The following is a 5,809-nucleotide window of genomic DNA, read 5'->3' as shown; positions in this document are numbered from 1 at the left end:
ATGCCGTGGGGGAACCGTGCTGTGCTGTTTCGCGATCCCGACGGTAACCTGGTTAACCTCTTCGCGCCGGTGACCGAGGAAGCGATCAAACGGTTCAACGGTAGGCGTTGACGGACAGTTGAAGTGAGTGAGGGGAATTTCGTAATTAGTAATTTTACTGACCGCTTCATAGAAAGAGACCATAGCAACGAGCTATGGTCTCTTCATTTTATCTAGGTTCTTCATTATTTATTGAGAAATGGATCTATTTCGCGACCCTCGCTGATGCTGGCAGCCTATTTGTAATTGTGCTATCGTTCACCGAGGGAGCTTAATCAATCGTCGTAGTCACTATTGAGCTTTTATTCTCCGCTTATTGGACAGTATTACATAGCCTAATGAAACAAGGAACTCCAAGCGACCTTCGCGGTAGATTCCAACCGCAATTAAAAGCGTTCATTAATTTTGATCAACAATTCCTTTAAGGTTTGCTTCTCTTCTTCGGAAAGGACTTGAACGATTTCGTCCTCCACCTTTTGGAAGGAGTCATTAAAGTCTTCAATCAATTCAACGGCCTTTGGTAAAACATAAATGTTTTTTTGCCGTTCATTATTGGCTGGGATTTTCCGCTCGATGAATCCTCTTTGCTCAAGACCTTGAAGCATACTTGTAATGCTAGCCCCGCTCAGATGAAACCGATCGGCAAGATCCCTCTGAATTAATTCAGTTTCTTGGTTCTCGTAGATATGGCCAATTATTTTTCCTTGTTGAGCGTTTAACCCTAACTCTTTTATGCTCTCGTCCGCTTTTTTCTTTAACTTAAGGCCAATAATCTGAAACAAATCCAGATAAGGCGTATCCTTGCGAGGCTTCATGATCGTACCTCCCCATATTGTTAGAAAGCTAACTGTAAGCAAATAAACTATACAGAGATCCAGCTTTCATGTCAAATGAATATTAGTTTATTGACAGTTAGTCATCTAACAGTTATACTCCGAAGTGATTTAGTAACAACTCCAAGGAGGAATAACAAAATGAAGAATGCAGTCCAAAGCTCTCCTGTAGAAAAAGTTACGGCTATTACGAATGCGCGTATTTTCGATGGTGAAAAAGTGATCGAGTCAAGGAGTATTGTCATCAAAGGGGAAACCATTATTGCGGTGGGTGGCGACATTCCGGCGAATGCAACAATCATCAATGCTGAGGATGCAACATTATTGCCCGGCTTGATTGATGCGCATGTCCACACTTCCATCGGTGGATTACGAGATGCATTAAATTTCGGCGTGACGACAGAACTCGAAATGAACGGTGATTTTACGGAAAGAGGACGCGCGATCCAATTGAAAAATATGGATGACGTCGCCGATGTCCGTTCTGCAGGCACGGCAGTCACCGCTCCGGGTGGTCACCCGGATGAATTGCTGCCAGATGGGGATGAGATTCCAGAATTCGTATTAAAGGAATTGGAGAAGTTATCGAAGGAAGACCGGGAAGCTATGCTAGCCGCTTACGCCCACGATCACGAAGAAGTGCCGCAAGTAACGACGGTGGAAGAAGCGATTAAACATGTGCATACCCAGGTGGAGAATGGTGCCGACTATATAAAAATCATGATTGAAGAAGGAACAGTCATGGGTGCCCCTGGCCTGCCTGTTTTAAGCGACGAGATTCTAAAAGTAGCTGTGGAAGAAGCCCATAAGTTCGATAAAGTCGTCATCGCCCACGTCTTGACTGCTCATTCTTCGCAAACCGCCATCGATCTTGGAGTGGACGGATTGGGCCACCTGTTTATCGACAGGCCCGAGTATACGTCGGAGTTAGTGCAATCCATCGTCGATTCTGGCGCGTTTGTTACACCGTGCTTGGTGTTGAACTCATCCATTCTTGGGAACCCAGCATCGGAATTGGCGAATGACCCTCGTGTTCATTCCAAATTAAGTCCGGAATGGATCGATATTTTGAACTCTAGCTTCAATACTTTCCCGCAAGGCAAAATGGAAAATAGCTTTAAAAATGTGATGGATCTTCACAGTGCCGGTGTGGATATTCTGGTCGGGACGGATGTCGCCCCCGTTCCCGTTCCGAATCTTGGCGGCCTTGCTCATGGAGCCAGCGTACATCATGAATTGCAATTGCTGGTTACGGCCGGGTTCACTCCGATAGAAGCGCTTCAGTCGGCTACCTCGAAACCTGCCCGTCGGTTCGGTCTTAATGATCGTGGGCGTATTGCTGAAGGTGCGCGCGCTGACCTTGTACTGGTCAATGGCGATCCGACAACCAATATCTCGGATACCCTATCCATTAAAGCCGTATGGTTCAAAGGTGCGCAAAAACTAAGTTAATTATTTCTACTATTGTAATAATATGTTGCATGTAGTCAAAAACACTTTTGTGGCAGGGCACTCTACTTCGAGGAGTGCCCTGCTGTTCATCTTTGTAATTAAACTGCCCGTTAACGAAGTAATCACTATTTCTTACCAAACATGTTTTTAACACAATCATTATTTAGTTTTAATCTTCGATTAATAAATCATGGTTATTATATAAACAGACCCCCTTTAATATAAGGAAAATCGGACTTACAACCTTAAAACGGTGTAGGTCTGATTTTCGTTTTTAGTTAATTTAATGCTTAACGCGTACCCGTTAGATGAGCAAAGGACCACCTAACGGCGGCCCTTATTTGTATTGAACTATAGTTTCCCGTTAGGTTAACGCCAGCGCCCAGTCTACAACTTTATTATCACAGTTCTTTATTGTTCAGTACTTCATTTTATCGAACACCAACAAATCTTTTGCATTTCTCCACCCCATGAGTTACTATTTTTATATCGACAAATATGCAGGTCTATATATGGAGGTTAACACGCTATGTGCCCCCGTACCAAAGAACAAAATGAGCTCATACGCATACAGCGCAGAGAACAGATCCTGGACGTCGCCGCGCGCTCCTACTTTCGCACGGGCGGCAGCTTTGATATTCGCGACGTCGCCCGCGAGGCAGGGCTTGGTTACGGCACAGTATACCATTATTACCCCAACCGGCATTTATTAATAGAAGATGTGTTAGGAAGCGGCTTCGAGCGATGCGAGCAAGTTATCGCAAAATGGGCGAACATCAGCGGCAGACCCCCGGATGACTGGCAGTTGTTGACGTATTGTAAAGCGCTGCTCCGGCTGTGGCAGTCGGACGCCCGCGCATATCTCGTCTACAAAATGGCGGCGGAACATTATGCAGGCTTGCCTGAAAGGGATCGACACCACGCCAAAAGAAAATTTATAGAACGGCTGTACATTCCACTCCAATCGATCGCCAAGTGCGAAGACGACAGCGTCGACCATATGCTTGCCGTACTGGTCGGTTGCTGTGGGCTGCACTACTATGCGGGCAATTCCGACCTGGACGTCGATCGAATCGCCCGACTCGCTATGCAAGCTATTACGAAGGAGTCCTGATACGAACATGGTCATTTTAAAAAGCAAGCATGAAATTGAGGCTATCCGCAAGGCATGCCAAGTGGTGGCTGAATGCCATCGTACAATCGCACCGCTTATCAAACCGGGTATTACCACCAACGAGATTGAGCGCATATTCGAGGACATTATGTTGAAGCACGGCGCAAAGCCATACCAGAAAGGCTATAAGGGATATCAATATGCGACCTGTGCCTCCGCCAACGATGTGATCGCACATGGCTTCCCTAGCAATAAGCCACTTGAGGAAGGCGATATCGTGACGATCGACACGGTCGCTGAGCTCGATGGCTGGCTCGGCGATTCGGCCTGGAGTTATGCGGTCGGTCAGATCTCGCCGACGGCCGAGAAGTTGATGCGTGTCACGAAAGAATGTCTTGACCTGGGCATCGAGCAGGCGCAGCCCGGCAATCGACTCGGCGACGTGACGAGCGCGATTCAGCGGCATGCGGAATCACACAGTTTCGGCGTCGTGCGCGACCTTCTCGCCCATGGCATCGGCCGCGACCTGCACGAGGAGCCGACTTATATGCATGTCGGCAAGCCTGGAAAAGGCCTCCGTATCAAGGAAGGTATGGTGTTCACGATTGAGCCCATGATCACCGAAGGCACTTACTTCATGACAATCGATCCGGACGGCTGGACCGCACGGACGATGGACAACAAGCTCGCCGCCCAATACGAGCATACGATCGCCATCACGGCTGAAGGTCCACAAATTTTGACCGCGCAATAGAAAAATTAGAGGTCGACCAACGAAATGGTCGACTTCTTTTTTTCGTATTCGGCATAGCATCTTTCTTTATTCGTTACAGGTGATCATGTAAGCCGAAGCAGGTTCGGGGACAGCGTGTCCATAGATCTGATGAGGCTGCTCGCTTGGACGCGATCATATTCAGTGCGAACAATTCATCTCAGGTGAACCGCGCAACAAATTCGGAAACGCCGAGTGACTGGGACAATAACCCAGTCAGATGACGCAATACTGTTCTCCTGCAGGATACCACGGGCGCAGAGTATCATTAATCGAGCAATTTTTTGTCCTTTATTTCAACTGCGGTCCCATTCCGTTAGCCTGCCCGTTAGTTTAATCTCCCCCGCCCCGGATACGACTAAGGATTTCCTCCTCCCTCTATACACAAAACTAAATAGGCGTTCACCCAATAGAGTGAACGCCTATTTAATTTCAAAATGATGGTAGACAATAAAGTTTTGAAGTGCAAGAAGCCAGCAAATTCAAGGGTTTGCTGGCTTTTTTGTGAAATATAAAATACAAATAAAGTTCTGAAGTGGTTATGTTGAAAAATTAAGCTAAAATACAATTAAGTTTTGAAGTACTTCTTACAAACATATAGATCTCATTCAACTAACGTTACCCGTTAGTTCAATGATCTAATTAGAACAACTTGGCAAGTTTGATATCTTCAAAAGGTGCGTTTTTTTTGATATCAAATACCCGCACGAATTTTACATCGAAGCTTGGAAAAGGAGATAATGCTTCTCTCGCAGCCAATTTCATTTCTATAATTTCTGCTTCATTCATGCCCCATCTTGTTTGACCCAAAGTCAAATGTGGAATGAAGTGATCCAACTCTATATACCTATCAATAAGTTCGGGCGGTGGGGAAACCGCATCTACCAAGTTCTTGTGTAGATTATATATCTCTTTCGATTCAACGCTAAGGAATGTAACCGCTGTTCCGAATGTTGCTGGTTCAGACAAAGTTAACTGGAAGATTGGAAATGAAGAACAAGTTTCTCTTACTTTTTCAAGCCAATTCATATCCTCCGTAAGTCCACTTTGGGCTTTAACAGTAATATGGGGCTCCACAGGATCCCTAAAGCCGTTATCATCCCATCGATTTCGAAATGCCTTAGCCCATTTATTACGAAATACCGAAATTTGTTCTTTGTAATCTTCAGGTGGAACGATTCCTATGAAAAAATGCATTTTTACACACCCCTTTATACTTTTAAACACTTGCATCCATTTACATTAAGTCGAACCAATAATATGCATTTTTCTCGGAGCATTCCTATTCATTTCGATCATCAACTTTCCGAACATTTATGTTTTAGAAAGTATTCCTCAAGTATTTTCCAAATCCTGCTTTAGTGTTAAACTACCCTTTACTTTAATGGACAAAAAAGGAGTTGCCACGAAGCAAGCTCCTTTACTATTGTTCTCTCGTTAGCGCAATGAAATATAGCTCGGATAATCTTCACTGTTTATCGTATGCGTCTCCTAAAGCAATAAAATTGTCGTCTAACCAATAAATTCGTTTCCCTTTATATTGAAAAAGTTGGTCTAACAATTCTGCGAAAGACAACGCAATAATCGGTGTTTCCCCCA

General features: G+C 45.0%; 5 protein-coding genes and 1 pseudogene. 4 read left to right on the top strand and 2 right to left on the bottom strand.

Annotated elements, in window-relative coordinates; all coding sequences use genetic code 11:
* A pseudogene (locus GC102_RS39820) lies at positions 1 to 111 on the top strand (VOC family protein); the annotation flags it as partial.
* A 314-nt stretch (positions 112 to 425) separates the two neighbouring features.
* Here GC102_RS39820 and GC102_RS33520 read toward each other — a convergent pair.
* The gene (locus tag GC102_RS33520) at positions 426 to 854 is read right to left on the bottom strand and encodes a MarR family winged helix-turn-helix transcriptional regulator (protein ID WP_171643327.1); all 429 of its coding nucleotides are present in this window, start codon (positions 852 to 854) and stop codon (positions 426 to 428) included.
* 159 nt (positions 855 to 1,013) lie between these two features.
* On the opposite strand from GC102_RS33520, the gene GC102_RS33515 reads away from it, so the two are divergent.
* From GC102_RS33515 to map, 3 genes are all read left to right on the top strand, one after another.
* Positions 1,014 to 2,324 carry an amidohydrolase family protein gene (locus tag GC102_RS33515; RefSeq protein ID WP_171643326.1) on the top strand — a complete coding sequence of 437 codons (1,311 nt, stop codon included), beginning with the start codon at positions 1,014 to 1,016 and terminating at the stop codon, positions 2,322 to 2,324.
* Between the two features lie 529 nt (positions 2,325 to 2,853).
* Entirely contained in the window at positions 2,854 to 3,438 is a 585-nt protein-coding gene (locus GC102_RS33510; RefSeq protein ID WP_171693345.1) for a TetR/AcrR family transcriptional regulator, read from the top strand.
* Between the two features lie 7 nt (positions 3,439 to 3,445).
* On the top strand, positions 3,446 to 4,192 hold the full coding sequence (map, locus tag GC102_RS33505) for a type I methionyl aminopeptidase (protein WP_057307305.1): 747 nt from the start codon (positions 3,446 to 3,448) through the stop codon (positions 4,190 to 4,192).
* 660 nt (positions 4,193 to 4,852) lie between these two features.
* On the opposite strand, the gene GC102_RS33500 is transcribed toward map, so the two are convergent.
* Positions 4,853 to 5,407: a 2'-5' RNA ligase family protein gene (locus GC102_RS33500; RefSeq protein WP_171693344.1), complete on the bottom strand. Its 555-nt coding sequence runs from the start codon at positions 5,405 to 5,407 to the stop codon at positions 4,853 to 4,855.
* Positions 5,408 to 5,809 lie beyond the last annotated feature (402 nt).

Source organism: Paenibacillus germinis (genome assembly GCF_013141785.1).
GTDB classification, from domain to species: Bacteria; Bacillota; Bacilli; order Paenibacillales; family NBRC-103111; genus Paenibacillus_E; species Paenibacillus_E phytorum.
Note: the sequence above shows the minus strand (reverse complement) of the source record. Positions and strands in the feature narration are given on the sequence as shown.

Coding starts and splice junctions, on each gene's coding strand:
- GC102_RS33500 (WP_171693344.1), bottom strand. CDS start 5,407: ATGCATTTTTTCATAGGAATCGTTCCACCTGAAGATTACAAAGAACAA.
- map (WP_057307305.1), top strand. CDS start 3,446: ATGGTCATTTTAAAAAGCAAGCATGAAATTGAGGCTATCCGCAAGGCA.
- GC102_RS33520 (WP_171643327.1), bottom strand. CDS start 854: ATGAAGCCTCGCAAGGATACGCCTTATCTGGATTTGTTTCAGATTATT.
- GC102_RS33515 (WP_171643326.1), top strand. CDS start 1,014: ATGAAGAATGCAGTCCAAAGCTCTCCTGTAGAAAAAGTTACGGCTATT.
- GC102_RS33510 (WP_171693345.1), top strand. CDS start 2,854: ATGTGCCCCCGTACCAAAGAACAAAATGAGCTCATACGCATACAGCGC.